General features: G+C 40.5%; 2 protein-coding genes. Both read right to left on the reverse strand.

Annotation, left to right across the window (positions count from 1 at the left end; translation table 11 throughout):
• Positions 1–9: 9 nt before the first annotated feature.
• The gene (locus AC3G7N_RS20505) at positions 10–189 is read right to left on the reverse strand and encodes a hypothetical protein (protein ID WP_489424019.1); all 180 of its coding nucleotides are present in this window, start codon (positions 187–189) and stop codon (positions 10–12) included.
• The coding region (locus AC3G7N_RS20510; RefSeq protein WP_489424020.1) for an IS91 family transposase at positions 176–1,372 on the reverse strand (1,197 nt) is incomplete at its 5' end. The genes AC3G7N_RS20505 and AC3G7N_RS20510, both read right to left, overlap by 14 nt.

A 1,372-nucleotide genomic window follows, 5' to 3' on the forward strand; every position in this document is an offset into this window, starting at 1 on the left:
TTTGCTGTGTTAGAGAACATCCGTTAGCCTGTATTCCTGGCCGTGTATCCCCTTGTAATACTCTGGATACATCCTTCCTCCACATTGTTCGCAACTAAACTGTGGTGGATCCGTTGGATCCCCACCATCCATTAAGTCAAAATCTCTAACTACATCAAAAGGAATTTTCTCTTCTTCATGACACGCCAAACAATGAAAGTTGATTGATTCTTTCTTCTTGGTTAAATGATCGATCCCTTTTTTCTTTTTCTTCTTCCCTTTTTTGCGGTTCTTTGATAGGTGTGTGATACGTAATCACCCTTTCTAAATAGTTTCTTGCTTCCTTGGTTAATGCAACTTTAATTTCCAGTTGTCCGTTCTCAAGACAGACTTCTCCCTGGTATATATAGTAATTGTCGCAATGAGGACAGATAAGCGGATCCTTTTGTCCACCAGCTATGACACGTTCTCTCCATGTTTGGCGACGCAATGACCTCCACACTTTTATTATCCAACGTCGCTTTCCTTCCTGCCATTTACTTAAGATTTTCTTACTTATACGCTTACTCCTTCTTGAATATATTCCATAGTGACGTATGGTTTTAAATTGCTCGTCTGGTATATGACGAATCAAACGACTTATAAATTCCTCTACCGTCACTGTTTCACGTTTTTCTTTCCCATCTGTTTTATCTATATAGTTAAACGTCACCTGTTGCCCATCATATGCCTCAATCCGATTGATCCCAATCGCTGGTCGACGAATATAACGGCCAATATAGCGAAGCTGTTCCGCTATTTTCCCCTTTTGTTTTGGTGCATACACATAGAAGCCTTCACCATTTTCGGAAAAAGCCTTTTGTAGCAGTGGTTGCACGCGCTTCTTTTCCTCTTTGTTTAGGTGCTTTCGAATTAGCTTTAATACGACCGTTTGCCATTGTTTCCGAAGCATCTGAAACGGGATATAATCATAGTCTTTCCATTTTCCTTTTTTCGTTATCCCACCCATGGTTACGAGCATGTGAACGTGCGGATTAAAATTCACTTTTGCCCCAAACGTATGCAATCCAGAAATAATTCCTGGGGTCACCTTTCCCTTCTTTTGAAAAAAGTCTTTGACTAATTTGGCTGCTTCGTCCATAAGTGGCTTCAAGAGATCTCGATGTAAAAGAAATATTTCTCGCAATCCCTCATCAATCGTAAAAATCATGTGTCTGTGGTTAACCTGCAAAACGTCTTCTGTTAGAAGACGGCTCCACTCTTCACTTTCTCCAATTGCACATGTTGTGCAAAACCGACCTTTACATCGGTGTGCAACGGTATGAACATCGTTACAACCTTCGCAAACATAGAGGGTGAATCCATTTTTCATATCTCCACAGTCACGATATTT

The sequence above is a fragment of the Virgibacillus carmonensis genome, assembly GCF_057836705.1.